Source organism: Algiphilus aromaticivorans DG1253, assembly GCF_000733765.1.
Taxonomy (GTDB): Bacteria; Pseudomonadota; Gammaproteobacteria; order Nevskiales; family Nevskiaceae; genus Algiphilus; species Algiphilus aromaticivorans.
In genome coordinates this window covers 3,339,483-3,365,473 of sequence record NZ_JPOG01000001.1, presented here as the reverse complement: position 1 = coordinate 3,365,473, position 25,991 = coordinate 3,339,483, and the positions used below count along the sequence as shown (strand labels likewise).

The 25,991-nt window shown below is 65.7% G+C and carries 28 protein-coding genes; 18 read left to right on the top strand and 10 right to left on the bottom strand.

The window, feature by feature from the left end; all coding sequences use genetic code 11:
* Window position 1: 1 nt before the first annotated feature.
* From hisA to dtd, 4 genes are all read right to left on the bottom strand, one after another.
* Window positions 2-733 carry a 1-(5-phosphoribosyl)-5-[(5-phosphoribosylamino)methylideneamino]imidazole-4-carboxamide isomerase gene (hisA, locus tag U743_RS15675; protein WP_043769570.1) on the bottom strand — a complete coding sequence of 244 codons (732 nt, stop codon included), beginning with the start codon at window positions 731-733 and terminating at the stop codon, window positions 2-4.
* Window positions 734-830: 97 nt separating this feature from the next.
* Window positions 831-1,472 carry an imidazole glycerol phosphate synthase subunit HisH gene (hisH, locus tag U743_RS15670; protein WP_043769567.1) on the bottom strand — a complete coding sequence of 214 codons (642 nt, stop codon included), beginning with the start codon at window positions 1,470-1,472 and terminating at the stop codon, window positions 831-833.
* An 11-nt stretch (window positions 1,473-1,483) separates the two neighbouring features.
* On the bottom strand, window positions 1,484-2,074 hold the full coding sequence (gene hisB, locus U743_RS15665) for an imidazoleglycerol-phosphate dehydratase HisB (RefSeq protein ID WP_043769565.1): 591 nt from the start codon (window positions 2,072-2,074) through the stop codon (window positions 1,484-1,486).
* 81 nt (window positions 2,075-2,155) lie between these two features.
* Window positions 2,156-2,596 carry a D-aminoacyl-tRNA deacylase gene (gene dtd, locus U743_RS15660; protein ID WP_043769562.1) on the bottom strand — a complete coding sequence of 147 codons (441 nt, stop codon included), beginning with the start codon at window positions 2,594-2,596 and terminating at the stop codon, window positions 2,156-2,158.
* A gap of 200 nt (window positions 2,597-2,796) precedes the next feature.
* Here dtd and U743_RS15655 point away from each other — a divergent pair, with 200 nt between their 5' ends.
* From U743_RS15655 to U743_RS15620, 8 genes are all read left to right on the top strand, one after another.
* Window positions 2,797-3,660: a lysophospholipid acyltransferase family protein gene (locus U743_RS15655; RefSeq protein WP_043769558.1), complete on the top strand. Its 864-nt coding sequence runs from the start codon at window positions 2,797-2,799 to the stop codon at window positions 3,658-3,660.
* A 36-nt stretch (window positions 3,661-3,696) separates the two neighbouring features.
* Window positions 3,697-4,806 (top strand): TRAP transporter substrate-binding protein, encoded by a 1,110-nt coding sequence (locus tag U743_RS15650; protein WP_052368280.1) that lies wholly within the window; start codon window positions 3,697-3,699, stop codon window positions 4,804-4,806.
* A gap of 69 nt (window positions 4,807-4,875) precedes the next feature.
* Complete coding sequence (locus tag U743_RS15645; protein WP_043769555.1) at window positions 4,876-5,835, top strand: ABC transporter ATP-binding protein; 960 nt, start codon at window positions 4,876-4,878, stop codon at window positions 5,833-5,835.
* A complete protein-coding gene (locus tag U743_RS15640) occupies window positions 5,832-6,578 on the top strand; it encodes an ABC transporter permease (protein ID WP_043769552.1) in 747 nt (248 codons plus the stop codon). The genes U743_RS15645 and U743_RS15640 overlap by 4 nt, the downstream gene beginning before the upstream one ends.
* Before the next feature lies 1 nt (window position 6,579).
* The gene (locus U743_RS15635) at window positions 6,580-7,920 is read left to right on the top strand and encodes a GldG family protein (protein WP_043769549.1); all 1,341 of its coding nucleotides are present in this window, start codon (window positions 6,580-6,582) and stop codon (window positions 7,918-7,920) included.
* Between the two features lie 9 nt (window positions 7,921-7,929).
* Window positions 7,930-8,826 carry a DUF4340 domain-containing protein gene (locus U743_RS15630; RefSeq protein ID WP_043769546.1) on the top strand — a complete coding sequence of 299 codons (897 nt, stop codon included), beginning with the start codon at window positions 7,930-7,932 and terminating at the stop codon, window positions 8,824-8,826.
* A gap of 5 nt (window positions 8,827-8,831) precedes the next feature.
* Complete coding sequence (mutM, locus tag U743_RS15625; RefSeq protein ID WP_043769543.1) at window positions 8,832-9,653, top strand: bifunctional DNA-formamidopyrimidine glycosylase/DNA-(apurinic or apyrimidinic site) lyase; 822 nt, start codon at window positions 8,832-8,834, stop codon at window positions 9,651-9,653.
* An 84-nt stretch (window positions 9,654-9,737) separates the two neighbouring features.
* A complete protein-coding gene (locus U743_RS15620; RefSeq protein WP_043769541.1) occupies window positions 9,738-11,048 on the top strand; it encodes an NADH:flavin oxidoreductase/NADH oxidase family protein in 1,311 nt (436 codons plus the stop codon).
* Here U743_RS15620 and sufT read toward each other — a convergent pair.
* Window positions 11,045-11,593, bottom strand: a complete 549-nt coding sequence (gene sufT / locus U743_RS15615) for a putative Fe-S cluster assembly protein SufT (protein WP_043769538.1) — start codon at window positions 11,591-11,593, stop codon at window positions 11,045-11,047. The two genes, U743_RS15620 and sufT, sit on opposite strands and share 4 nt — an antisense overlap.
* A gap of 105 nt (window positions 11,594-11,698) precedes the next feature.
* On the opposite strand from sufT, the gene U743_RS15610 reads away from it, so the two are divergent.
* From U743_RS15610 to U743_RS15600, 3 genes are all read left to right on the top strand, one after another.
* Window positions 11,699-12,418 carry an SIMPL domain-containing protein gene (locus U743_RS15610; protein WP_043769536.1) on the top strand — a complete coding sequence of 240 codons (720 nt, stop codon included), beginning with the start codon at window positions 11,699-11,701 and terminating at the stop codon, window positions 12,416-12,418.
* Window positions 12,419-12,490: 72 nt separating this feature from the next.
* The gene (gene purE, locus U743_RS15605) at window positions 12,491-12,997 is read left to right on the top strand and encodes a 5-(carboxyamino)imidazole ribonucleotide mutase (RefSeq protein WP_043769533.1); all 507 of its coding nucleotides are present in this window, start codon (window positions 12,491-12,493) and stop codon (window positions 12,995-12,997) included.
* Window positions 12,994-14,112, top strand: a complete 1,119-nt coding sequence (locus U743_RS15600) for a 5-(carboxyamino)imidazole ribonucleotide synthase (RefSeq protein WP_043769531.1) — start codon at window positions 12,994-12,996, stop codon at window positions 14,110-14,112. The genes purE and U743_RS15600 overlap by 4 nt, the downstream gene beginning before the upstream one ends.
* Before the next feature lie 5 nt (window positions 14,113-14,117).
* On the opposite strand, the gene U743_RS15595 is transcribed toward U743_RS15600, so the two are convergent.
* The 5 genes from U743_RS15595 to dnaA all read right to left on the bottom strand — a co-directional run bounded on the left by U743_RS15595 (window position 14,118) and on the right by dnaA (window position 21,134).
* Window positions 14,118-14,885 (bottom strand): ParA family protein, encoded by a 768-nt coding sequence (locus U743_RS15595; protein ID WP_043769529.1) that lies wholly within the window; start codon window positions 14,883-14,885, stop codon window positions 14,118-14,120.
* A 26-nt stretch (window positions 14,886-14,911) separates the two neighbouring features.
* The gene (gyrB, locus tag U743_RS15590; RefSeq protein ID WP_043769526.1) at window positions 14,912-17,278 is read right to left on the bottom strand and encodes a DNA topoisomerase (ATP-hydrolyzing) subunit B; all 2,367 of its coding nucleotides are present in this window, start codon (window positions 17,276-17,278) and stop codon (window positions 14,912-14,914) included.
* Window positions 17,279-17,336: 58 nt separating this feature from the next.
* A complete protein-coding gene (gene recF / locus U743_RS15585; RefSeq protein ID WP_084191606.1) occupies window positions 17,337-18,407 on the bottom strand; it encodes a DNA replication/repair protein RecF in 1,071 nt (356 codons plus the stop codon).
* Between the two features lie 52 nt (window positions 18,408-18,459).
* Window positions 18,460-19,557 (bottom strand): DNA polymerase III subunit beta, encoded by a 1,098-nt coding sequence (gene dnaN / locus U743_RS15580; RefSeq protein ID WP_043769522.1) that lies wholly within the window; start codon window positions 19,555-19,557, stop codon window positions 18,460-18,462.
* A 236-nt stretch (window positions 19,558-19,793) separates the two neighbouring features.
* Window positions 19,794-21,134, bottom strand: coding sequence for a chromosomal replication initiator protein DnaA (gene dnaA, locus U743_RS15575; protein ID WP_043769519.1), 1,341 nt, complete (start codon window positions 21,132-21,134; stop codon window positions 19,794-19,796).
* 128 nt (window positions 21,135-21,262) lie between these two features.
* On the opposite strand from dnaA, the gene rpmH reads away from it, so the two are divergent.
* Genes rpmH through U743_RS15545 form a run of 7 tightly spaced genes read left to right on the top strand, consistent with a single transcriptional unit; the run spans window position 21,263 to window position 25,955 of the window.
* Window positions 21,263-21,397, top strand: a complete 135-nt coding sequence (rpmH, locus tag U743_RS15570; protein WP_043769516.1) for a 50S ribosomal protein L34 — start codon at window positions 21,263-21,265, stop codon at window positions 21,395-21,397.
* On the top strand, window positions 21,398-21,742 hold the full coding sequence (rnpA, locus tag U743_RS19805; protein ID WP_084191605.1) for a ribonuclease P protein component: 345 nt from the start codon (window positions 21,398-21,400) through the stop codon (window positions 21,740-21,742).
* Window positions 21,709-21,975: a membrane protein insertion efficiency factor YidD gene (yidD, locus tag U743_RS15565; RefSeq protein ID WP_043769513.1), complete on the top strand. Its 267-nt coding sequence runs from the start codon at window positions 21,709-21,711 to the stop codon at window positions 21,973-21,975. Before rnpA ends, yidD begins: the two co-directional genes overlap by 34 nt.
* Window positions 21,976-21,980: 5 nt before the next feature.
* A complete protein-coding gene (gene yidC / locus U743_RS15560) occupies window positions 21,981-23,660 on the top strand; it encodes a membrane protein insertase YidC (protein ID WP_043769509.1) in 1,680 nt (559 codons plus the stop codon).
* Between the two features lie 7 nt (window positions 23,661-23,667).
* Window positions 23,668-24,987 (top strand): tRNA uridine-5-carboxymethylaminomethyl(34) synthesis GTPase MnmE, encoded by a 1,320-nt coding sequence (gene mnmE / locus U743_RS15555; RefSeq protein WP_043769506.1) that lies wholly within the window; start codon window positions 23,668-23,670, stop codon window positions 24,985-24,987.
* Window positions 24,988-25,017: 30 nt separating this feature from the next.
* Window positions 25,018-25,458: a YiiD C-terminal domain-containing protein gene (locus U743_RS18360; protein WP_052368279.1), complete on the top strand. Its 441-nt coding sequence runs from the start codon at window positions 25,018-25,020 to the stop codon at window positions 25,456-25,458.
* Window positions 25,455-25,955: an NUDIX domain-containing protein gene (locus tag U743_RS15545; protein WP_043769503.1), complete on the top strand. Its 501-nt coding sequence runs from the start codon at window positions 25,455-25,457 to the stop codon at window positions 25,953-25,955. The genes U743_RS18360 and U743_RS15545 overlap by 4 nt, the downstream gene beginning before the upstream one ends.
* Window positions 25,956-25,991 lie beyond the last annotated feature (36 nt).

Genomic DNA, 25,991 nt, shown 5'->3' with positions numbered 1-25,991 from the left:
GTCAGCTCCCGGCCATCTCCTCGATAGCCTGCTTGAAGTCGATGGTGCCTTCGTAGAGGGCGCGACCAATGATGGCGCCGACGACGCCATCCTCTTCGACAGCGTGCAGCGCGCGAAGGTCATCCATTGTCGAAACACCGCCGGAGGCGATGACCGGCGTGCGAATCTGCGCGGCGAGCTCGCGCGTCGCCTCGACATTGACCCCTTTCATCATGCCGTCGCGGCCGATGTCGGTGTAGACGATGGCCTCGACGCCGTCCTCCTCGAACTGCTGCGCCAACTCCAGCACCGTGTGATGCGACAGCTTGCTCCAGCCGTCGACGGCGACGCGCCCGTCGCGGGCGTCGAGGCCGACGACGATGTGGCGCGGATACTCCACGCAGAGATCGCGCAGGAAGTGCGGTGCGGTCACCGCGCGCGTGCCGATGATGACCCACTGCGCGCCGGCGTCGAGATAGCCCTGCACGGCTTCCTCGTCGCGGATGCCGCCGCCGACCTGCACGGCGAGATTCGGATTCGCTTCGCAGATGCGCTGGATAAGCTCGGCGTGTACGGGCCGGCCGGTGGCGGCACCGTCGAGGTCGACGATGTGCAGCCGCTCGGCACCGGCCTCGGCCCAGCGCCGGGCGACCGCGACCGGGTCCTCGGAGAAGACGGTGACGTCGTCCATCTTGCCCTGGCGCAGGCGCACGCACTGCCCGTTCTTGATATCGATTGCGGGGATGAGAAACATGATGTGTCGGTGAGCCGACTGGGCCTTCCAGCGCGACCGTCACCCTAGGGCAATCGGCTGCTCGCACCCCGCTGGATCTAGGCGCCCGTCGTGCGGCTCAGGGCTCCCATTGGATGAAGTTGTTGAGCAGCATCATACCTGCCTGCTGCGACTTTTCCGGGTGGAACTGAAAGGCTGCCACATTGTCGCGCCCGAGGGCAGCCGCGAAGGCGTGCGTATAGGTCGCCTCGCCCAGCACATGCTCGGCCAGCGCTGGCTCAGCGTAATAGCTGTGCACGAAGTAGAACCAGGATTCGTCCGGAATGCCCTCCCAGAGCGCGTGCGCTTGCGTCTGGCGCACGCGGTTCCAACCCATGTGCGGCACTTTCAGGCGCTGCTCGCCGGGCTTAGGGGCGGGTGGATCGGGAAAGCGTTTGACCTTGCCGGGAATCAGACCGAGGGCGTCGACGCCCTCGTTCTCCTCGGAGTGGTCGAGCAGCACCTGCATGCCCAGACAGATGCCGAGCAGCGGCTTGGTCTGCGCCTGCTCGCGCACGAAGGCATCCAGCTCCAGGCGCTGCAGCTCGGCCATGCAGGCACGTACCCCTCCGACGCCGGGCAGCACCAGCCGCTCGCACTTGGCAAGCTTGTCGGGGTCGTAGGTGACCAGCACACGCTGCGAGCCGGCCGAGCGCTCCAGCGCCTTGGCCAGCGAGTGCAGGTTGCCCATGCCGTAGTCGATGACGCCAATGGCAGACATGGCGGATGGCCCTAGAGGCTGCCCTTGGTGGAGGGAATGGCGTCCGAGCGCGGGTCGCGCTCCACCGCCGCGCGCAGCGCGCGGCCGAAGGCCTTGAAGATGGTCTCGGCGACGTGGTGCGCATTGCGGCCGCGCAGGGCGTCGACGTGCAGCGTCAGCTGGGCGTGGTTGACCAGGCCCTGGAAGAACTCGCTGAACAGATCCACGTCGAAGTCGGCGATGCGCGCGCGCGGGAAATCGACGTGCCAGTGCAGGCTCGGCCGTCCGGAGAAGTCGATCACGACGCGCGACAGCGCCTCGTCCAGCGGCACATAGGCGTGGCCGTAGCGCATCAGCCCCTTCTTGTCGCCGACGGCCTTGGCCAGCGCCTGACCGAGGGTGATGCCGATGTCCTCGACGGTGTGATGCAGATCGATCTCGGTGTCGCCGCGGGCGGTGATATCAAGATCGATCAGCCCGTGACGGGCGATCTGATCGAGCATGTGATCGAGAAAGGGCGCCGGGGTCTCCAGACGTGCCTGTCCGCTGCCGTCGAGATTGATGGCGACGGCGATCTGCGTTTCCTTGGTATCCCGCTGCACGCGGGCGCTGCGCGCGTCCATTGTTGACCGGTCGGTCGCTGAAGGGCGCGTAGGATACTCCGCTTGCCCGCAGGCGCAACTCCGCCTATCGGGTAGTCCACCTCAGACCTCCAGCCAGAAGGTCACCGGACCATCGTTGAGCAGCGCCACCTGCATGTCGGCACCGAAGCGGCCGACGGCCACCCGGCCCGGATGCAAGGTCTCGGCTTCTGCGTGCACCGACTCGAAGAGGGCGACCGCCTGTTCGGGCGGCGCCGCTGCTTCGAATCCCGGTCGCAGCCCGCGGCGCGTGTCAGCGCAGAGGGTGAATTGAGGCACCAGCAGCAAGCCGCCGTCGATATCGTGCAGGCTACGGTTCATGCGACCGTGCGCATCTGCGAAAACGCGATAGTCCAGCAGACGTTGCGCGAGCCGTGCCGCCTGAGCGGCCGTGTCCTCGCGCTTGATGCCCACCAGCACCAGCAGGCCGGCGTCGATGCGCGCGATGCGCTCGCCGTCCACCGCGACCGAGGCCTCGCGCACCCGTTGAAGCAATCCGATCATCGCTTTATCTGCAATTTCCTACAAAGGCCTCGTGGGCCGCCTACAGGTAGCAGACCCCGGATACGGCAGCATTCCTATCGACCGCCATGGATGTGTCGCGTGCAAGGATGCCTCGGCCGGCAGTCACGCCACGGACGGCCGTATCCGCACGCTGCTTCAGCACGGAAGCTCTTCGCGTGCGGCCTTTATGATACCGGCCCATGAAGGCGCAGCTTCTCCGCGCGCTGATGCGCGCCGTCGGCCACTTGCCGCTTCCTCTACTCCGTGCGCTCGGTCGAGCCGGCGGTCTCGTACTGTGGTGGCTATCGACGCGCGAGCGCAGTATCGCTTCGCACCATCTCGATCGTCTCTTTCCAGAGGCGTCGCCCTGCACCCGGCGGCGTCTGGCGCGGCGCAGTCTGCAGCATCTCGGCTGCGGGCTTATGGAATCGCTGGCGATCTGGTACGGCCCGCGCCGAAGGCTGCTGCGCTGGATCGACGCGCCGGCGGCCGCCGCGCGCCTACATGCGCTGGCAGATGACACCCCCGGCGGTGCCATCGTGCTCTGTCCCCACATCGGCTGCTGGGAACTGGCCGGCATGTTCTGTGCCCGCCACGGGGGCATCACCTCGCTCTACAAGCCGCAAAAGGGGGCGGTTGACGCCCTCATGCTGGTCGGTCGGCAACGCCTGGGAGCAAAGCTGGTCTCCAGCGACGGCGGCGGAGTGCGCGCGCTGCTCGCCGCGCTGAAGCGTGGCGAGCGGGTCGGCATTCTTCCCGATCAGGATCCCCCTCCGGGGGCGGGCGACTTCGCTCCGCTCTTTGGCGTACCGGCACACACGCCGACGCTCATGCACCGCCTGGCGGAGCGCACGGGTGCGCGCGTGCTCTACTGCTACGCCGAGCGCGTCGGCGCGAGCGGTTTCCGCTTCCACATCCGGCCGGCGCCGGCCGCCGGCGGGGGGCTGGCGGCACTGAACGCCAGTGTGGAAGCCTGCATCATGCACCTGCCGGATCAGTACTGGTGGGCCTATCGCCGCTATCGTCGACGGCCCGCCGGCAGCCCCGATTTCTACAACGATTGAGCGGCCAGAACCGTTCAAAACAAGAGGACACAGCCCATGCTTCGACGCGACATGCTCGCCACACTGATGGCCGCCGCCGGACTGGGTGCCGTCGGCTGCGCCAAGGAGTCGGACCAGAGCGGGTCCCGCAACAGCGAACGCTTCCACTGGAAGATGTACACCACCTGGCCGCGCAATTTCCCGGGACTGGGCAGCGGCGCCGCGCGGCTCGCAGAGACCATCTCCACGATGTCCGGCGGCCGGCTGACCGTGGAAGTCTTCGGCGCCGGTGAACGCGTGCCGGCGATGGAGGTCTTCGATGCCGTGTCGCGCGGAAGCGCGGAGATGGGCCACGGCGCGGCCTATTACTGGAAGGGGAAATCGCCGGCCATGCCTTTCTTCACGGCACTGCCCTTCGGCATGAACGCCAACGAGACGAATGCCTGGCTGCACTGGGGCGGCGGCATGGAGCTCTGGCGCGAGCTCTACGCCGACTTCAATCTCGTGCCCTTCGACGCCGGCAACACCGGCGCGCAAATGGGCGGCTGGTTCCGCAAGCGCATAGACTCGGTCGCCGATCTCGACGGCCTGCGCATGCGCATTCCCGGCCTGGGCGGCGACGTCATGGCCAGGCTAGGCGTGGCCACCGTCAACATCCCCGGCGGCGAGCTCTATCAGGCGCTGTCCTCCGGCGCCATCGACGCCGCGGAATGGGTTGGCCCCTACAACGATCTCGCCTTCGGCTTCCACAAGATCGCGCCCTACTACTACTACCCCGGCTGGCAGGAGCCGGGCGCGACCCTGGAGGCCATCGTCAATAAGGAGGCCTGGGAGGCACTGCCGGAGGATCTGCAGAAGATCGTCGAAACTGCCTGCCTCGCCGCATCGCACACCATGCTGGCTGAGATCAATGCCCGCAACGCCGAGGCGCTGCGAGAGCTGCAGGAGGAGCACGGCGTCGAAGTGCTGCCTTTTCCCGAGGATGTGCTCTCGGAGCTGCGCGCGGCAGCCGACGCCGTCATCACGGAACTCGCTGATCGCGATGAATTTGCCGCGCGCGTCTGGGAATCCTACCGGCCCTTCCGTGACACCATGGCAGCGAACACCCGCATCGGCGACGCCGCCCAGCTTGGGGCACGCGGCATTCTTCCCGCCTCGGGCACTTGAAGCCGCCAGCGCTGTCCCTATGAAGCCGTCGGGTGACACCCGCAGAACGAACAGGGAAGCAAGCTCACAATGGAAGCAGCACCACTGATACGGGCGCAGGGTCTGACCCGCGCCTTCGGGCCCACCGTTGCCGTCGAGGGCGTGGATCTGCAGCTGCGCCAGGGCGAGATCCTCGGTCTGCTCGGCCCCAACGGGGCCGGCAAGTCCACCACCATGAAGATGCTTACCGGCTGCCTGGCACCCAGCGCCGGCAGCGTCGCGATCGGTGACTTTGATCTGCGCACGGCGCCGGTGGCGGCCAAGCGCAAGCTCGGCTATCTGCCGGAACAGCCGCCGTTGTATCCGGAGCTCTGTGTCGACGAGTACCTGGGCTTCGCCGCACGCCTGCACGGCGTGCCGCGCGGCGAGCGTGAGGCGGCGCTGGAACGCGCCAAGAACTCCTGCGGCCTGCAGGCCATGGGACGACGGCTGGTGGGCAATCTCTCCAAGGGCTACCAGCAGCGCGTTGGCCTGGCGCAGGCGATCATCCACAGCCCCGAGGTCATCGTGCTCGACGAGCCCACCGTCGGCCTCGATCCGATCCAGATCCGCGAGATTCGCGCCTTGATCACAGAGCTGGGCCGCAAGCACTCGGTACTGCTTTCCAGTCACATCCTTCCCGAGATCCAGGCCATCTGCGACCGCGTCATGATCATCAACCGCGGCCGGGTGGTGTATTCCGAAGACATGGCCACGGCCATGCGGCCCAGCTTCTCCAGCGCCATCATCGGCCTGCGCAAGCCGCCGGAAGAGGGGGAGCTCGCAGCGTTGGAGGACGTCGAGGCTGTCGAAGCGCTGGGCGCCCAGCGCTTTCGCCTGCGCTGCCGCACCGACACGGCGGCGCGCGAACGCTGGGCCGCAACCGCGGCCAGCGAGGGCTGGGGGCTCTTCGAGCTGCAGCCGGAGTTGCGCACGCTGGAGGACATCTTCGTCGCGCTCACTTCGGGCAGCGACGCCGAGGCAAAGGCACCCGCGCGGGAGGCGGCATGATTGCAGGCACGCTCAGCATCGCCGGCAACGAGGCCCGGCGCATCTTCACCTCGCCCCTGGCCTGGACGGTGCTGGCCGTCGTGGCCGCCATTTCCGGCTTCATCTTCATCAACCTGCTGCTGTCGCTGCAGGCGGACCCGATGGCGCTGTCCGACTACATCGGCGTATCCGACTACATCAGCGCCGGCGTATTCGGCTTCGCGACGCTGCTCTTCCTGCTCGTCATGCCGCTGATGACCATGCGGCTCTTCGCCGAGGAGCGCAAGAACGGCGCGCTGACACTGCTGATGGCCGCGCCGGTGTCGCTGACACAGATCGTGCTCGGCAAGTTCCTCGGTCTGTGCGTCTTCATGGCCGCGCTGCTGCTCATCCTCGGTGTCATGCCGGCCTCGCTGTCCTTCAGCACCTCGCTGGACTACGGGCGCCTGGCCGCGGGCATGCTCGGCATGCTGCTCATGCTGATGGCCTTCAGCTCGGCGGGGCTCTTCGTGTCGACGCTGACGCGCGAGCCCACCATCGCGGCCGTCGGCGGCTTCGGTCTGGTGCTGATGTTCTGGTTGGTCGACGTGCTCGCCTACCAGGAGATTCCCTTCGCGGAGCTTTTCCGGCATCTCTCCCTGATCGCCCACTACGAGAATCTGCGCCGTGGCGTCTTCGATACCGCGGACGTGATCTATTACCTGCTGTTCACCGGCACCTTTCTCTGGGCAGCCGTGCAGCGCCTCGACATGGAGCGGAGCTGATATGCGACTGCAGGCCATCCTGCGCATCGTGCTGGTGCTGGCACTGGTCGTGCTGCTGGGCACACTGAGCCAGCTCTACAAGACCGAGTTCGACTGGACCTATGGCGGGCGCAATACGCTCAGCGAAGCCAGCCTGGCGCTGCTCGAGCGCATGCCCGAGCCGATCGTCTTCACGGCCTACACCTCCGCAGACGCCGAGATGAAGCGCACCGTCCTCGGCGATCTGGCGCGCTACCGGCGCGCGCGCGACAACATCGAGGTTCGCTTCGTGGATCCTTCGCGTGAGCCGCAGCGGGCGCGCGAGGCCGGCATCCGCAACTTCAACGAAGTGGAAATCCGCTACGAGGGCAACCGCGAAGTCGTCAGCTCCCTGACCGAACCCGCCATCACCAGCGCGCTGCAGAAGCTGGCGAACCCGAGCGAGCACGTCGTCTACTTCCTGCGCGGCCACGGCGAACGCAGCCTGAGCGGGGGCGGCGGCCAGGGCGGCGATCTGAGCATGTCGGGCCTGGTGACGGCGCTGGCGGACAGCGGCCTCCGCGTGGAGCCCCTCAACCTGGCCGAAGCCGGCCGCATTCCCGAAGACGCCACGACCCTGGTGCTCGCCAGCCCGAACAGCACGCCGTTGCCGCAGGAGCAGCAGCGCATCGCCAGCTGGATCGACGACGGCGGCAATTTCGTCTGGCTGGCCGATCCCGACAGCGCCCGCGAACTCGAGCCCGTCACCGAGGCTCTGGGTGTCACTTGGCAACCCGGCGTGGCGGTCTTCCCGGACTACGAGGAAACCTCCGGGCATCCGGGCATCTTCGTCGCCACAAGCTATCCACCGAACCCCCTGACGCGACGGCTTGATGCCATCACGGTCTTCCCGCTGATTTCCGGTGTCGAGTGGGACATGGACGGCGAGTGGAACGGCATGCCGTTGATCGTCACGCGCGACAACGCCTGGCTGGAGACGGGTGCCATCGAAGGCGATCTCGTTTTCGACGACGCGGCCGGCGACATCCGCGGACCCATCACGGTCGCCGCCACGCTGACGCGCGAGCGCGAGCAGGAGGACGGCTCGCGCCTGCAGCAGCGTGTCGCCCTGATCGGCGACTCCGATTTCCTGATCAACGCCTATCTTGAGCAGGCAGCCAATCGGCAATTGGCGCTGAATCTCTTCCAGTGGGCAGCCGCCCGCGACAAGCAGCTCGACATCGATGTGCCCAAGGCACCGGACAGCTCGCTGCGCATGTCGGGCTTCGCGCTCACCGCCATCGCCGGCGGCATCGTCATAGGTTTACCGTTGCTGCTCGTCGCCTTCGGTGTCACGCGCTGGGCACTGCGCCGCCGGCGCTAGGGGAGAGTCATGCGCAAACATTTGATCAATCTGTTTCTGCTCTTTCTGGTCGGCGCGGCCGCCGCCCTGGTCTGGGTGGAGACCCGTGATGCACCGCCGGAGCCCCTCATTGCTACACCGACCTCCGACATCCAGCGCGCCGGCTTCATGCGCGAGGACGGGCTGCGCGTCATGCTCGAGCGACGCTCCGACGGCTGGTGGCTGAATGAGCCAGTTGTCGCGCCGGTCGATCCGGCGGAAGCCAACCGGCTGCTGGGCGTAGCCGAGGCCGGTATTGGCGAGCGCTTTCCGCTGTCAGCCGTCGATGCGGCCGAGCTCGGGCTGACCGAGCCGAAATACCGCCTGCGTTTCGACGATGCGGAGATCATCGTCGGCGGGCTCAATCCGGTCACCCGGCAGCGGTACCTGCAGCGCGGGGACACGGTGCTGCAAGTCAAGGACCCAGCCGGTCTGCCGCCGCCCAGCACGCACGCACAGCTGGTGCACAAGGCGCTGCTCGCCGGCACCGAGTCGCCGTTGATCGCGGTGCGCATGGGCGAGCGGACGCTTCGGCGCGAGGACGGGCAATGGCGCGCTCATCACCCCGATCAGGAGATTGCGACTGAGACCGCTGCCGCCGCCGGCGAAGCCTGGGCTTCGCTACGCGCGATGTGGACCCGTGCCATCGACCAGGGCGAGGCCGCCGACGAGCAGGCCGTCGAGCTCGAGCTTGGCGACGGCAGCCGCATCGCGCTGGTGGCGGAGCGCGGCCAGCAGTTGCTGCTGCGGCGACCGGATTACGCCGTGCAGTATCATGTGGCACGCAACAAGGCGCCGCTGCTGCTCGATTTCGACGACAGCGCGGCCGAGCCAGGCAGCGACGACGAGGCGCAGGCCAGCGAGCCCGTCATGTCACCGACAAAGTAGGCCCGGTGCCCGAGCTCCCCGAGGTCGAGACCATCCGGCGCGGCATCGCGCCCTGGCTCGAAGGTCGACGTATCGAGACGCTGGAGGTTCGCGACCCGCGGCTGCGCTTCGGCATCGATGCCGGGCTGCCGGTACGCGTCATCGGGCGACGCGTGACCGGGGTCGGGCGGCGCAGCAAGTATCTGCTGCTGGCGCTGGACAGCGGCGATACGCTGTTGATCCATCTGGGCATGTCGGGGCGCCTGCACGTACTGCCGGAGCCGCTGCCGGCAGCCAAGCACGATCACTATGATCTGCGCACTGACGCCGGCGCACTGCTGCGCTACCACGACCCACGCCGCTTCGGCTTCCTGCAGTTGCTGGACGGGCCACCGGAAGCCAGCCGCTGGCTGCGCGCGCTCGGACCGGAACCACTCGAGTCCGAATTCGACGGCGACTATCTCTACACACGCCTGCGCGGCCGCAGCGCCAGCATCAAGTCGCTGCTGATGGATGCCGGCATCGTCGTCGGCGTCGGCAATATCTACGCACAGGAGGCGCTGCATGCCGCCGGCATCCGTCCCGGACGCGCCGCGGGCCGACTCAGCCGGCCGGATTGTCACCGCCTGGCCGCGGCCGTACGCGCGACCCTGACCCAGGCCATCGTCGCGGGAGGCACTACGCTGCGTGATTTCAGCGGCGCCGACGGCAAGCCTGGCTACTTTCAGCAGGATCTGAAGGTGTATGGGCGCCTCGGGCAGCCCTGCCGGCGCTGCGGCGAGCCGCTGCGCGGCAGCCGCATCACCGGGCGCAGCAGCGTCTGGTGCGCGCACTGCCAGCCGCGTTAGCGCGCGCAGCGGGTAATCATCTGCTTTAGAGTACCGACCGCTTGTTCAAGACCGCCGACGGCGGTATTCAGGGAGACCGATTCCATGCGCATGTCCGAGCCGCTGACGCTGCCCTGCGGCAGCACGCTGCCCAACCGCCTTGCCAAGGCGGCCATGACCGAAGGCCTTTCCGACGCGGGATTGAACGCAACGGAAAGACACGCCGAACTCTACGGTAAGTGGTCGGATGGCGGCGCCGGCATGCTGCTCACCGGCAACGTTATGATCGATCGGCGCGTGCTGGAGCGGCCGGGTAATGTCGCCATCGACCGCGCGCATCCGCCGGACGAGACGGCCATGGAGTCGCTGCGCCGCTGGGCGCGCGCCGGCACGCGCGGCGGTAACCATCTGTGGATGCAGATCAGCCACGCTGGCCGCCAGTCGCCGCGCTACGTCACCAGCGAGCCACTGGCGCCCTCGGCCGTGGGTCTGCAGATTCTGGGCAACTACGCCCGCCCGCGCGCGCTGGAAAGCGAGGAAATCCGCGACTTCATCGGCCGCTTCGGCTACGCCGCCGGTATTGCCAAGGCAACCGGCTTCACGGGCGTGCAGATCCACGCCGCGCACGGCTATCTGATCTCCAGCTTCCTGTCGCCGGTGACCAACCAGCGCAGCGACGAGTGGGGCGGCAGCCTGGAGAATCGCGCACGCTTTCTGATCGAGTCTGTGCGCACGGTTCGCGCCGAGGTAGGCACGGACTTCCCGGTCGCGGTGAAGCTCAATTCTGACGATTTCCGCAAGGGCGGTTTCTCCCACGCCGACTGCCTGCAGGTCGTGGAAATGCTCAATGCCGAGGGCATCGATCTGCTGGAAGTTTCGGGGGGCACCTACGAGCAGCCCAAGCTGCTCGGCTTCGAGGGCAAGGCCGACAGCGTCGATCCGGGCGCGCGCTCCAGCACGCGGCAGCGCGAAGCCTATTTCCTCGATTACGCGCAGTCGATCCGCAAGGTCGCGAAGATGCCGGTCATGGTCACGGGTGGCTTCCGCACGCCCGCCTTCATCGAAAAGGTGCTGACCGCCGGGCACTGCGATGTCGTCGGCATCGGCCGACCGATGACCACCGATATGGATATGCCCGCGCGCTGGCTGGCGGGAGAAAGCACCGAGGCCGTGCGTCACGAGAACCGGGTAAAGCTCAGCGACCGGCGCTGGTTATCCGGCAACAGCCCGATCTATGCCATCAAGATCCTCAACGTCTTCGGCGCACAGGCCTGGTATTACCAGCAGCTTCAGCGCATCGCCGACGGACGCGGCGCACGCATGACGATGGGCGTGCTGGGCGCATTCTTCCGCTACTTCCTGGACGAGATCACGCAGGCGCGGCGCGTGCATCGCGCGCGCAAGAAGAGCATTTAGAAGAAACCGACCGCGAGCTGCGCCGACTCGGACATCATGTCCTGGCGCCAGGGCGGATCGAAGACGAGATTGACGGTGACATCGCCCACGACAGGCAGGGCCTGGACCTTGCTGCGCACGTCGTTGACGAGGAAATCGCCCATGCCGCAGCCGGGAGCCGTCAGCGTCATGTCTATGGCCACGTCGACCTGGTTGTCTTCGCGACGACTCAGCTCACAGCGGTAGATTAGTCCCAGCTCGACGATGTCGACCGGAATCTCGGGATCATAGACTGTCCCCATCTGCTCGTAGATCGCCTTCTGAACGTCCTCGTCGCTGGCGTCCTCGTTGACCTCGGGCAGCGCGGGCGGGTCCTTGCCGAGGCAATCGGCATCGCTGCCCTCGATACGGAACATGTGGCCCTGGATGATGACCGTGAAGCTGCCCCCCAGCGCCTGAGTGATGCGCGCCTCGGTACCTTCGGGCAGCTCCACGCGCTGACCGGAGGGGACTAGGGCGGCGATGACATCGCGCTTGAGGCTTACGACTTCGTCTTCTGCGGACATTCAGCGGGGATTCGGCGGCTTGGGGAACACTGCAGTGTACTCAGACAGGGGACATCCCTGCAGTGTTCCGAGTGCCCAGACATTTCACACCGGAGGCAACACCCCATGCGATCCACCACCTTTCGAAGCAGCCTCGCCGCGCTGATCGCCCTGATGGGCCTGAGCACGACGCTGGGGGCATCCGAGCTGCCGGCCGGCATTACGGTCACCGGCGAGGCCGAGCTGCGGCTGGTGCCCGATCGCGCTGAGCTCAAGCTCGCCGTCGAGCAGCGCGCCGACAGCGCGGATCAGGCGATGGAAGCCGCCGGCCGCGTGGCTGACCGTTTCTTGAAGGCAGCGCGCGATGTCGGCGCAGGCCCCGGCCAGATCCGCAGCACGGACGTCCAGGTCATGCCCGAGTATCGCTGGAACGAGGAGCGTGGCGAGCGCGAACAGACGGGCTTTCTGGCGCGGCGCGACATTCAGCTGCGTGTGGTGGAAATGGGCCGGTTACCGGATTATCTGCGCGCCGCGGCGGCCACCGGCATGACCCACGTCTCACCGCCCGAGATGCAGCTGTCGAATCCGGCGAAAGCCCGTCAGCAGACGCTGGCCGATGCCACGCGGGACGCGCAGCAGAGCGCGCAGGCGATCGCCGAGGCAGCTGGCCGTGAGCTGGGCGATCTGATTGCGCTCGACGCGGAGCCCGAACGGAGTGGATCGCCGGGACCGGTCGCCATGCGCACGATGGCGGAATCCAGTCGGGATGACGCGGGCGGCGGCGTCTCGGTCGGCGAGATCGTCCATGCTGCACGCGTGCGCGCCCGCTTCGCGCTGAGCGACTGAGAAGCGGCCCCGCATTGCCTTTTGGTAGCGCCAACCGAATAATGTGCGGTTTCCTGCTGGCCTGGAGGGGCAATGGCGCAAGACACGGCAATCGTCGGTGTGGTGATGGGCTCGGTTTCCGACTGGGAGACCATGGAGCACGCCACCGCGGTGCTCGAAGAATTGCAGATTCCCTTCGAAGCACGAGTGGTATCGGCGCACCGGACACCGGACCGGCTCTTTGCCTACGCTGAAAGCGCTGTGGAGCGCGGGCTGCGCGTGATCATCGCCGGAGCCGGTGGCGCAGCCCATCTGCCGGGCATGCTTGCCGCCAAGACGCGAGTGCCCGTGCTGGGTGTGCCGGTACAGTCGAAGGCGCTGTCCGGCATGGATTCGCTGCTGTCGATCGTACAGATGCCGGCCGGCGTGCCAGTCGGCACGCTGGCTATCGGCCGCGCCGGTGCCAGCAACGCGGCGCTGCTGGCAGCAGCCATGCTGGCCACCACAGACACTGCGCTGGCACAACGCCTCGATGGTTACCGCCAACACCAGAGCGACGCGGTTCTGGCACGCGACACACTCCCGCCCAGCGCGTCATGAGTGCTGTTGTGGCGTCACCGCGACGGGTCGGCGTGCTCGGCGGCGGCCAGCTCGGCCGCATGCTGGGCCTGGCAGCGCATCCGCTGGGCATCGAGTGTCTTTTCCTTGACCCGGCCGAGGAGAGCTGCGCGGCCGCTGTAGGACGACGGCTGCGCGCGGATTACACCGACGAAGCCGTGCTCAATGCCCTGGCGGAGGCGAGCGGCATCGTCACGCTGGAGTTCGAGAACGTGCCCTTGGCCGCGCTCGACCATCTGAGCCGGCGCTGCGTCTTGCGGCCCGGCCGCGAGTCGCTCGAAACCGCCCAGGACCGGCTGCTCGAGAAGCGCTGCTTCGAAAGTCTGGGCATTCCGGTCGCACCATGGGCAGAAGTCGACGATGCGCGTGCCCTGCGCGAAGCCGTCGAGCGCGTTGGCATGCCCTGCGTGCTGAAGAGCCGGCGCATGGGTTACGACGGCAAGGGGCAGGTGATGCTCGATGCCGACAGCGATCTGGAGGCCGCCTGGGCGCAGATTGGTGCCCAGCCGGCCATCGTCGAAGCGCGTGTCGCCCTCGCGCGCGAAGTGTCGTGCCTCGTTGCGCGTGCTTCCGATGGCGCACTGGCCTTCTACCCTTTGAGCGAAAACCGGCACGACGAAGGCATTCTTCGCGCCGCCCGGCCCCGACCGGACGATCCGCTGGCGACAGCTGCGACCGAGTACACGCGACGGCTGGTCGAGAAGCTCGAGCATGTTGGCGTGCTGGCGCTGGAGTTTTTCGTCAGCAAGAGCGGCGAGCTGCTCGCCAACGAGTTCGCGCCGCGCGTGCACAACAGCGGGCACTGGAGCATCGAAGGCGCTAGTTGCTCGCAGTTCGAGAATCACATGCGCGCGGTGGCGGGCCTGCCGCTCGGCGACACCGGTCTGCGCGGCGCCAGCGCCATGATCAATCTTCTCGGGTCGCTTCCACCCGTCGAGGGCTTGCTGGCCATTCCGGGTGTCCATCTGCACGACTACGGAAAATCGGCGCGTCCCGGTAGAAAAGTCGGTCATATAACGCTGACCGCCGACGACGAGGCCCAGCTATCGGAGCGCGAGCGCGCGTTGGAGGCAGCGCTATCTTCGACGGGCAACTAGACCGTTCAGCTGCGTCGCTTCGTCGCGTTGCCTTCAAGCTGTGCGCGCGTGTCCTGCCACAGCGCCGCGAAAGCCCGAGCCGCCGGATGGGACCCCCGAGCGAGTTCGCATAGCGGCGCGCATTCGCTGCCCATACTCTCGATCGCTGCGGATGCCGGTATGCTGACGGGACTCGCCGACGGCAGATAGTCTCCGGGAGCGGCCGCCCTCTCGCGGTGCAGGCGCCGCCGCCGGTCGACACGGTTGAGAAAGGTGCGCATTACGGGCTTGCGGATAGCGAGTTCGCGCAGATGCTCCTCCACCTGCACGACGGCGCGGCGCGCCAGTGCCCCGGCTTCGACGGGCAACAGCAGCATGTCGACTGCACGCATGATGCTGGTTGCCAGACCACCCAGCGCAGGCGGACTGTCGATGATCACCAGCTGATAGCTTTCCGAAAACCGATCAAGCAGCTGCTTGAGCCAGCGCGCATCGGCCTTGTCGCTGCCGAGATGCGTGTCGGCGTTGCGAAGCTTGCGCGTCGAAGGCAGCACGTCAAGGTGACGCCAGCGAGTGGCTTCAACGAGGCGTCCAGCCGGCTGTTCCCCGTTAAGCAGCTTTTTGATCTTCAGGTCAGCCGCTTGGGCGCCGAGTATGTGGCTAGCCGCTCCCTGCGGATCCAGATCCCAGAGCAGTGTCGGCCAGCCATCGCGCGCAGCCAGCGCAGCCAGGTTCACCGCGGTTGTCGTCTTACCTACGCCGCCCTTGAGCTGGTAGATGGCCAGACGATGCACGGTGCTTAGTCCGGCCGCCGCGGGCTTCAGACGTCTAGGTTGCCGACTTGCAGCGCGTGCTGCTCGATGAACTCGCGACGCGGTTCGACGTGTTCGCCCATCAGCGTCGTGAAGATCTGGTCGGAAGCGACCGCGTCGTCGATGCGAACCTGAACGAGTCGTCGACGTTCGGGATCGAGCGTCGTTTCCCAGAGCTGCGAGGGGTTCATCTCGCCCAGTCCCTTGTAGCGCTGGATGTTCAGGCCGCGGCTCGCTTCCTGCATCAGCCATTTGAAGGCAGCCTCAAAGCCAGCAATCTCCTGGCTCTTGTCGCCACGATAGACCTCAGCGGGAGTGCCAAGCTCAGCGACACGTTCGTAGAGACTGGCCAGGCGGCCGTAATCGGGCCCTTCAAAGAAGCTCTGCGCGATGCTGTGCGTGTGCCGCAAGCCGTGGGCGTGACGGTGCACGAGAATGCCGTCGCCCGATTCCTCGACGCGATACTGGCCGCGGTGCATGGCGCGATGATTAACGGCCGCCTCGAGCTGGGCGATCCATGCCTTGCGATCCCCCGCTGGCGGCGGCATATCGCGCAGGCTGCGCAGCAGCTCAGCGTCATAGCGACGTGCCAGGCGCTCGACGTGCTGTTCACTGGCGTGCCAATCACGCACGAGGCCCGCAAAGCGCTCGGCGTCGATCTCTTCGCCCCCGCAACGCATACCGGCCTGATGCAGCGCCTGGCGCAGCAGGTATTCCTGCATCTCGGCCTCATCTTTTACGTAAGTCTCTGTTTTTCCTGACTTTACTTTATAGAGGGGCGGTTGAGCGATGTAGACATAGCCCTTCTCGATGAGGCTCAGCATGTGTCGATAGAAGAAGGTCAGCAGCAGCGTGCGGATATGCGAGCCGTCGACATCGGCGTCCGTCATGATGATGATGCGGTGATAGCGCAGCTTCTCCGGGCGCATTTCCTCGGCGCCAATACCGCATCCGAGCGCCGTAATGAGCGTGGCGACCTCAGTGGAGGACAACATCTTCTCGACGCGGGCCCGCTCGACATTGAGGATCTTGCCCTTCAACGGCAGGATGGCCTGGAAGTGCCGATCGCGCCCCTGCTTGGCGGAACCACCCGCCGAATCACCCTCGACTAGGAAAAGCTCGGATTTCGCGGGGTCCTTTTCCTGGCAATCCGCCAGCTTTCCCGGCAGACCGGCGACATCGAGCACACTCTTGCGACGATTCAGGTCCTTCGCCTTGCGCGCAGCGTCGCGTGCACGCGCAGCCTCCACGATCTTTGCCGCAATCGCGCGCCCTTCCTTGGGGTTTTCCAGAAGGAAATCACGCAGCTTTTCGGTAACCTGGGACTGCACCACCGGCGTCACTTCGCTGGAAACCAGCTTCTCCTTGGTCTGCGAGGAAAAGCGCGGCTCGCGCAGCTTGACCGATAGCACTGCCGTCAGCCCTTCGCGGGCATCCTCACCCTGCAGGTTGATCTTTTCCTTCTTGAGAATGCCTTCGCTCTCGAGATAATCACTGAGCGTACGGGTCAGGGCGTTGCGCAGACCGGTCAGATGCGTACCGCCATCTTTCTGGGGGATGGTGTTGGTGAAGCAAAAAACATTCTCCTGATAGCTATCGCTCCACTGCAGCGCACAGTCGATGGCAGTGTCCCCCTCCTCCGCGGAGATATGGATGACCGTCGGGTGCACGGCGTCGCGATTGCGGTTCAGGTAGCGCACGAAGGCGGCGGTGCCACCTTCGTACTGGAAAACGTCCTCTCGTGTCTCGCGCTCGTCGCGGAGAACAATACGAACACCGGCATTGAGGAAGGACAGCTCGCGGAGCTTCTTGGCCAGAATGTCGTACTCGAACTCGCAATGCGAGAAGACTTCGAGGCTCGGCCAGAAACGGACATTGGTTCCGCGCAGTTCAGTCGGGCCGATCGGGGCAAGCGGCGCTTCCGGGATACCGTCGCGGAAACGGATGCGGTACTGCGTGTCGTCGCGGTAGATATCGAGCTGCAGCGTATGCGAAAGCGCATTAACGACGGAAACACCGACGCCATGAAGACCGCCGGAGACTTTATAACCGTCACCGCCAAACTTTCCGCCAGCGTGCAAGACCGTCATGATGACTTCGGCTGCGGAGCAACCTTCTTCCGGATGCTCGTCCACCGGAATGCCGCGACCGTTGTCGCTGACAGAGACGCTTTCGTCAGCATGCAGGGTGACGACGATCTCGCTGCAGTAGCCTGCGAGGGCTTCATCGATGGCGTTGTCGACCACCTCGAAGACCATGTGGTGCAGGCCGGTGCCGTCGTCGGTATCCCCGATATACATACCGGGGCGCTCGCGCACCGCCTCGAGACCGCGAAGAACTCGGATGCTGCTGGCGTTATAGGCTGATTCGGTCAAGACGCATCACCGTTGGACGATCGCCTAGTATAGCCCGCCGAGGCAGGCGAAGGCCGCATCAGGCGGTGGCCTGCAGCCGCCCGTGTTCCACGTGGAACATACTCATGGGCAGCGTCTCCACCAAGGCCACCGGCCGTTCCAGCGAGCTGATGATGCTCTGGCCCGGATACGCCGCCAGTGCCGCAACCAACTGCGCCTGAAAACCGGAACCCAGCTCGGCGGTGAAGTCGTCGAGCAGAAGCAAAGGTTGGGCGCCGGTGGTCTCGACAATGACGTCTGCTTGCGCGAGGCTTAGCGCTGCGAGCAGCAGTTTCTGCTGCCCACGACTGATGTGCTCGCGCGCTTGCTCGCCATCCATCCGGAAGCGCAGCTCCGCGCGATGCGGGCCACTACCGGTAGCGCTCAAACGTCGGTCACGATCCTCGCGCGCCGCCAGCACTTCCGTCAGCGTCGCACCCTCATCCCAGCCCTGATACAGCGCCACTTCCAGCTCCGGGAGCCCGAGTTCAACGCCGCGGGCCTGAAACTTCTCGCGCAAACGCGCCATACCGCGCTCACGGATCGCTGCCAGTGCTTCGCCCCGCGCAACCAGCTCCTGCGTCCACGCTGCCAGGCTCGCTGCATCGGCACGTTCGCGCAAGGCCGTGTTGCGTTGGCGGAGGGCGCGGGCATAAGCCCGCCAGACCGGTAGGTAATCCTGTTCCACGTGGAACATTCCCCAATCCAGAAAGCGGCGCCGATAACCCGGCCCGTCTTCGACAACCCGATGAAGACCGGGCTCGATAAGCTGCACTGGCACGCGTCGCGCCTGAGCCACCACCGTCTCGGCCCGATCGTTACAGCTCGGCTCCAGCCCGCGACCTGTGAAACGCACTGCGATCCGATCCGCCGGGCAATCCGCATGCTCCAGCCTTGCCGCTATACGCCAGCCTTGATCTCCACGCCGAATGCACTGGGCGGCGCGCGCCGTGCGGAATGATTTGCCGCGCCCCAGCCAATAGACCGCTTCGAGAACACTGGTCTTGCCCGCAGCGTTGCCACCAATCAGCCAGTTCATCCGTGAATGGAGCGCTAGCTCCTGATCCGCCAGACAGCGAAAGCCGCGGAGCTGTAACTGACTCAGAATCATCCCGGCCTCGCGCTGCGCGGCGGCCGCTTTACCGTGCGCGACGCACAGTCAATCAGAGCCGCATCGGCATGACGACATAGCGGGTGTCAGCATCATCCGGCTCTGTCAGTAGGCCACTGGCATCGCTGGCCTTCAGCGTCAGGCAGAAGCTCTCGCCGTCCATCGCACCTAAGGCTTCCAGGAGATAAGTCACGTTGAAGCCAATCTCTAGCGGTGTGCCCTCATAGCTCACCTCAACGACTTCTTCCGCCTCCTCATGCTCGGGATTGTGCGTCTGCAGCCGCAGCTCGTTCTCCGATATCTGCAACCTGACCCCGCGAAACTTTTCGTTGGCTAGAATCGCTGCACGTGCCAGCGCCTGACGGACCCTTTCCCGGTCCGCGCGCAGATACATGCCTTCCGGATCCGGAATAACGCGCTGGTATTCGGGAAACCGTCCGTCGATGAGCTTGCAAACGAAGGCTGTGCTTCCCAGCTCCAGCGCCAACTGACTGCCAGAGAGCATCAACGCAACCTCTGCTTCGCTGTCGTCGAGCAAGCGCTGCAGCTCCTGGATTCCTTTGCGCGGCACCAGTACCTGGCGGTCCTCGAAGCGCTCGGGAAGATCGCACTCACTCAAGGCCAAGCGGTGGCCATCGGTGGCAACTGCCTTCAAGCGGGTATCCGACAGGTGCAGGCACAAGCCGTTGAGGTAGTAGCGCACGTCCTGAGCCGCCATCGCGAAATGTGTCTTGTCGATCAATCGCAGCAAATCGCGTTGCGCCAGACGTACTGTCTGATGCTCGCTTTCCGTCTCGAGTGCCGGAAACTCCTCGGCCGGGAGCGTGGAAAGGATGAAGCGAGAGCCTGCAGAACTCATGACAGCGCGCGCGTCCTCCACCTGAAGTGCGACTGATGCCCCTTCAGGCAGCCCACGGCATATGTCGTAGAGCTTGCGGGCTGGCACCGTGATCGCGCCTGGCTGAACCACCGTCACGGGGACGCGACTGGTCAGCTGAAGCTCGAGGTCGGTAGCCACTAGCGTCAGGCTGTCCTCATCCGCTCGAAGCAACACATTCCCCAGAATGGGAAGGGTCTGGCGTCGCTCGACTACTCCGACGACTGCATTCAGCGCGTCGAACAGGCTATCCCGCGCGATCTCGATCTTCATGCTCGTCTTTCCTAAACTGTTTTATTTAATAGAGAACTGTGATGGTAGCTGGGGCCGGTCTTTGCTGCTTGTAAGTCAAAAAATTTATTTGTATTCAATAATTTATGAACATTCAAACTACGTGTGCTTCTCTGGTAAAGCGTGGGGAATGCCTGTGGATAACAAGCGCTTTTGCGCCACGCTCCGATTTATCCCCAACTATTGCATCCCCCTTACCCCCAGCTTGTTGAAGTCGCTTAGCCGCCGAGCTGACGTAGCAGATTCTCCCAATCCTCGCGTACGCGGGCGTCGTCGCCGCGCAGCTCGCGTACCTTGCGGCATGCATGCATGACAGTCGTATGGTCCTTTCCGAAGGCGGCGCCTATTTCCGGCAGGCTGTGCTGTGTGAGCTCCTTGCACAGTGCCATGGCAATCTGCCGCGGACGAGCAACCGTACGCGTGCGCCGCACCGAGTTGAGATCACTAACCCGGATCTTGAAGTAGCCGGCGACCACCCGCTTGATGTTGTCGATGGTTACCAGCCGCTCGTAGCTCGAGAAGATGTCGTAGAGCGTCTCGCGAGCGAAATCCTCGGTGATGTCGCGGCCCAGGAAGCGTGAGCTCGCCACCAGGCGGTTCAGGGTTCCTTCCAGCTCACGCACATTCGAACGAACGCGTTGCGCCACGAAAAAGGCAACGCGCTCAGGAAGAATCACGCCCCGTTCCTCCGCCTTGTTCAGCAGGATCGCCACCCGCGTTTCCAGCTCGGGTGCTTCGACGGGGACCGTCAGGCCCCAGGTGAAGCGCGACTTCAGTCTCGAGTCCAGCCCGTCCAGCTCTGCCGGATAGCGGTCGCAGGTCATTACCATCTGCTGTCGCCCGTCGAGCAACTCATTGAAAGTGTGGAAGAACTCCTCCTGTGACCCCGACTTGCCGACGAAGAAGTGGATGTCGTCGATGAGCAGGGCATCCACCGAGCGATAGTGCGACTTGAACTGCTCGGTGGTGTTGCCGCGGATGGCGGTGATGAGGTCGCGAACGAACTTCTCGGCGCCGACGTAAAGCACGCGCTTGCCGCTGCCGGAATTGCCGATGTGATTGCCGATGGCGTGCATCAGGTGGGTCTTGCCCAGGCCCGACTCACCGTAGATCAGAAGCGGATTGAAGCGTTCGCCCGGAGCCTCAGCGACCTGCAGCGAGGCGGCGCGTGCCTGGGCGTTGGATTTGCCCTCAATAAAATTGCCGAAGGTGTAGCGGTCGTCGAGCCGCTGTGCGGCGCGGCTTGCGGCGCTAGCGCCAACGACCACCTCGCCTTCGCCGTTGAGGGCCTCAGTGCTCTCGCTGCTGCTGCGTCCGCCGCCGACAGTGACCTCGAAACTCCAGCGCTCGGAGCTGTCGCAGGCGGCCAGCGCGCGTTCGATCAGTGCCAGGAAATCGCGCTGCACGCGCGCCTGAACCGCCGGGTTGGGTGCGTCCAGCCGAAGGTGCTGGCCTTGAGCATGGGGCCGCAGCGGCTGCAGCCAGGCCATAACGTCGCGTTCGTCGACCTCGCGCTCCATGAAGCGCAGGCAACGGTTCCAGAGCTCGGCTGCCACGATACGTAACCGGTAGGATTGGTCGCGCAGTCTAGCGGTGCGTCGCCAGCTTATCCACAGCGTCGTCCGCTTGCCGCGGGGCAGTCCGCGCGATTACACTTGCGCGCCTTTTTTCCCCGCGGAAAATTCCGATGAAAAGAACCTATCAGCCGAAGCGTCTGCGCCGCAGCCGCAAGCACGGCTTCCGTGCCCGCATGGCGACCGTCGGTGGCCGTCGTGTTATCGCTCGTCGTCGTGCCAAGGGCCGCAAGCGGCTCGCGCCCTAGTTGACGAATCCGCCGCGCCCGCAGCGCCTGCGACTGCCAAGGGAGTTCGCGCAGGTGATGAAGCGCGGCCGCCGGCATCGGGGACGCATCTGCACGGTTGTCGCGCTGCCACAACCGCAGTCCCCGGCGCGGCTTGGCTTGGCGATCAGTCGCAAAGCGTCACCCAGTGCCGTGCGGCGCAACCGTATCAAGCGCCTCACCCGCGCCAGCTTTCTGCGCTGTGCCCCACGCCCGGGTTGGTATGTCGTAATGGCTCGGCCGGGTGCCGGACGTAGCCCCGATAGCGAAATCGTCGCCGACCTGGAGCAACTATGGAGCGCCCTGGACGCCTCGTCGAAGCAGTGATCGTCACGCTGATCCGTCTCTATCAGCGACTGATCAGCCCCCTGCTGCCGCCGCGCTGCCGCTTCCAGCCCAGCTGTTCGCATTATGCGCTGGAGGCCGTTCAACGATTCGGCCCCTGGCGCGGCAGCCTGCTGGCGGTGCGCCGGATTCTGCGCTGTCATCCCCTGAACCCAGGCGGAGTTGATCCGGTGCCGGACGCGCCGCACGACTGCGCCCATCACACAAGAAGCTGACCGAGATGGAAAACCGCCGGTTCATCCTCATCTGCGTCTTTGGTGTCCTGCTTTTCTTCGTCTATCAGGCGTGGCAACAGGATCAGGCGCAGCTCGCCGGTGAGCTGCCGCCCGAGCTCGCTGCCGAATCCGAGCTGCCTCAGGAGTCCGCTGACGATCTGCCACAGGCGCCGGGCGCCGACGAGTCCGCGGCGCCGCAAGAGGATGCTGCGCCGGTGGCCGACGGCGACGGAGAAATCCGAGTAAACACCGATACCGTGCGCGCGCGCATTAGCCTGCGCGGGGGCGACATCCGGCATCTGGCGCTACTCGACTATCCGGAATCCGAGGCTCGCCCAGACCCCCTGCCGATCCTCGACGATAGCCGGCCGAAGTGGTCGGTGGTGCAGAGCGGCGTGCTGGCGCCGCAGGGCAACCCCGCCACGCAGCAATCCATATATCGCAGTGAGCAGCGCCAGTACCGGCTGCGCGAAGGCGAGGAGAGCGTCACCGTAACGCTGGAGACCGAAAGCGATACCGGCGTGCGCGTCATCAAGCGTCTGCGCTTTCACCGCGGCAGCTATGTCATTGACGTTGCCCACGAGGTGATCAACAACAGCGGCGCCTCGATAGATGCCTCGCCTTTCACTCAGCTCTGGCGCAACGACCATACCCTGGGCGATCAGCCCCCCTTCGCGCCCACATTCACCGGCTACGGCTTCTACGAGGCGCGCGACGGCGGTAGCCGCTACGGCTTCGAGAAGATCGACTTCGACGATGTCGCCGACGAACCGCTGCAGGTCCAGCAGAACGGCGGTTGGCTGGCGATGATGCAGCACTATTTCATTGTCGCTGCGCTACCGCCGCAGGACGAAGCGCTTCGCTTCACGGCAAAGCCCAGCAGTCGCTGGGGCTATCTCGGTCAAATCGTCGGCAGTACCGAGACGGTTCCCGACGGCGCCAGCGCAACCTTCGAATCGCGCGTTTTCGCTGGCCCGAAGCTGCAGAAGGAGCTCGACGACATCGCACCCGGCCTCGGCCTGACCATCGACTACGGCATTCTGACGCCGCTGTCGGCGCCGTTGTTCTGGGTGCTCGATCTGCTTCACAGCCTGCTCGGGAACTGGGGCTGGGCCATCGTCGCGCTGACGCTGCTGGTCAAGATGGCGATGTACAAGCTGTCGGAGGCGCAGTTCCGCTCCTTCGGCAAGATGCGCCACTTCGGCCCGCGCATCCAGGAGCTGCGCGAGCGCTACGGCGACGATCGCCAGAAGCTCAACCAGGCGATGATGGACCTCTACAAGAAAGAGGGCTTCAATCCGCTGGGTGGCTGTTTGCCGATGCTCGTCCAGTTCCCGGTATTCATCGCGCTCTACTGGGTGCTGCTGGAATCGGTCGAGCTGCGCCAGGCGCCCTTCATCGGCTGGATCACCAATCTGTCGACGCCGGACCCCTACTACGTACTGCCCGTACTCTTCGGCGGTAGCATGTGGCTGCAGCAGAAGCTCTCCGGGCAGATGGCGACGATGGAGCCCATGCAGCAACGCATCATGATGGCCATGCCCATCATGCTGACGGCTTTCTTCACTCTCTTCCCGGCCGGCCTGGTGCTCTACTGGTTCGTCAGTAACCTCGTCAGCATCGCCCAGCAGTACTTCATCAACCGCAAGCTCGACCGAGAGGGTCTGGGCCGCAAGAAGGCCTGATACGCGTATGCGCGGCGAGACCATCGTCGCCATCGCCACCCCCGGCGGCCGAGGCGCCGTCGGCGTGGTGCGCATCTCGGGGCCGGCGGCCTTCGCGGTTGCCACCGCACTCTGCGGCAAGCTGCCGCCGCCGCGCCAGGCGGCATTGCGCAGCCTGCGCGACGCCGACGGCGAGCCGCTAGACGAGGCACTGGTACTGGTCTTCACCGGCCCGCACTCCTTCACGGGCGAGGATGTCGTCGAGCTGCAGGGCCACGGTGCGCCGGTGCTTATGGAGGGCATCGTCAAGGCGGCCTGTGAGGCCGGCGCGCGCCGCGCCGGCCCCGGAGAATTCACCCAGCGCGCCTACCTCAACGACAAGCTCGATCTCGCCCAGGCCGAGGCGGTCGCTGATCTGGTTGCGGCCTCCAGTCTCAGCGCCGCGCGCGCGGCGCGCGCCAGCCTCGCCGGCGTCTTCTCGACGCAGGTGACGGCGCTGGCCGAGGCGCTGCTCGATCTGCGCGTGCAGATCGAAGGCTCGCTGGACTTCTCCGACGAGGACGTCGATTGGCTCGCGCGCGGCGAAGTGTTGCCGCGGCTGCACACGGTGCGGGAAGATCTCGAGCAGCTGCGCGGGGAAGCTGCGCGCGGCGCGCGCCTGGCCGAGGGCCTGACGGTGGTGCTGGCGGGCGCGCCCAACAGCGGCAAGTCCACCCTGCTCAACCGCCTGTGCGGCGAGGATCTGGCCATCGTTACCGATGTCCCCGGCACTACGCGCGACCCGCTAGTCCACGATCTGCTGCTCGACGGCATGCCGCTGCGCCTGGTCGACACCGCCGGCCTGCGCGAAACCGAGGATCGCGTCGAGCGTGAAGGCGTGGCGCGCAGCTATCGCCGCATGCAGGAAGCCGATGTCGTGCTTCAGCTCCTCGATGACACCGCCGAGCCCGAGCCACCCCCCGAGCTGGCGCCGGGCCAGCAGCTTCTGCGTGTGCGCAACAAATGCGATCTCAGCGGCCGGCCCGCCGGAGCGCGCACTGACGGCTCGGTGCGCATCTGCGCGCGCGACGGCCAGGGTATCGAAGCGTTGCTGGATGCCATCCGTGCACTCGCCGGCCTGCAGCAGAGCGAGCCCCCCTTCAGCGCCCGCGCGCGCCACCTGCAGGCGCTGAGCGATGCCGGAACGGCGCTGGCACGAGCCGCCGCAGCGCTGGATGCCCGCGAGGATCTGGATATCGCCGCCGCCGAACTGGCCGCCGCGCATACGGCGCTCGGCCGCATCACCGGCGGTGCCGACAACGAGGATCTGCTCGGCGCCATCTTCAGCCGTTTCTGCATCGGAAAATAGCCACGGCGCGCGTCGCGCTAAGCTAGGCCCATGCAAGCCGAGGATGCCACCGAGATGCTCCACGGGCAGGTACCGCTGCTCGCCTACGCCGGATTGCGCGTGCTGGAGGTGGCGCCCGATCGGGTGCGCGCCATGCTCCCGCTGGTCGCCAATGGCAACCACCACGGCAGTGCTTTCGGCGGCAGCCTGTCGCTACTGGGTATCGTTACCGGCTGGCTGCTGGCTTATGCCGGCCAGACGGCGGAGCCGCGTACACGCAACATCGTCATTGCCGACAGTCGTAGCCGTTATCAGCGCCCGTTGCATGCGGATCTGATCGCCGAAGCGGGCTGGCAGGCGGAGGCCGCTGCGGCATATCGCGAAGCTCTGACGCGTGGCGAGCGCGCTTCGGTTGAAGTGGCGATAACGATCGCCGGCGACGACGGTATTGCCATGCGTCAGGACAATCGCTTCGTGGCGGTGCCGGCATGACGGCGGTCTTTCGCTACTGCCCCCATTGCGCCGCCCCCTTGATCGACGCCGAGCGCGGCGAGGCACTGCGCCGCGTCTGCACAGACGAGAGCTGCGGCTACATCCACTGGAACAATCCGACGCCGGTTGTGGCTGCCATCGTCGAGCACGACGGCCACATCGTGCTGGCCCACAACCGCAGCTGGCCGCCCAAGTGGTACGGGCTGATCACCGGCTTTCTGGAGGCTGGCGAGACGCCCGAACAGGGCGTGCTGCGAGAGGTTGAAGAAGAGCTGGCGCTGGCCGGTCGCGTCGAGGCCTTCGTCGGCCATTACGAGTTCGCGCGCATGAACCAGCTCATCATCGCCTATCACGTGCGCGCGGAAGGCGAGATCCGGCTCAATGAGGAGCTCGACGACTACCGCCGCATCGCGCCGGAGAAACTGCGCCCATGGCCCGGCGGAACGGGCGCTGCGGTGGCCGACTGGCTACGCGGACGATGTCTCGATCCGAACTGATTCCGGCTTAGGGGTATCCGCTTATCCGGATAACAG